Raw genomic sequence first — 439 nt, 5'->3', positions numbered from 1 at the left:
CCGCCAGCGCACTTATCATGAAACTGAAGCTATTGTATTTGCTTTCGCCAATCTGCAGATTAAAAGGTAAGGATTACTTAATGTATCGGCGTCTTATGTTCAATTTTTTGCAGTATATAGATACTGTATGTCTTTACAAAACTTCATCTACATCTAGATTTTTATCTAAATAAGCTGAACAAGCTGGAATACGTTACAAGACATCAAAAAATGCCAATACTCGACAGAGATAGTAAAAGACTAGCTAACTCGGGGATTCTTTGTCTTTTTTTCTGCTTAGTAAACTTCTTAAACATTTGCAGCGTAAGTTAGTTGCAATTAAAAGCAGCTTAATCTTGCTTGTCAAGCGTTTAAAACATAAAAAACGCCAATATTTTAAAGCGGATAATAACCCCAGGGCTTCTTTTGCCTTTTTTTTCATTTGGTAAATTTCTTAACG

General features: G+C 33.9%; 1 protein-coding gene. It reads right to left on the bottom strand.

Going from position 1 to position 439, the window contains the following annotated elements; all coding sequences use genetic code 11:
• Positions 1-244 precede the first annotated feature (244 nt).
• Positions 245-421, bottom strand: coding sequence for a hypothetical protein (locus tag WG67_RS08190; RefSeq protein WP_155968924.1), 177 nt, complete (start codon positions 419-421; stop codon positions 245-247).
• Positions 422-439: the final 18 nt, after the last annotated feature.

The organism is Wolbachia endosymbiont of Drosophila incompta (genome assembly GCF_001758565.1).
GTDB lineage: Bacteria > Pseudomonadota > Alphaproteobacteria > Rickettsiales > Anaplasmataceae > Wolbachia > Wolbachia pipientis.
This window is presented reverse-complemented; position numbering and strand designations above follow the sequence as displayed.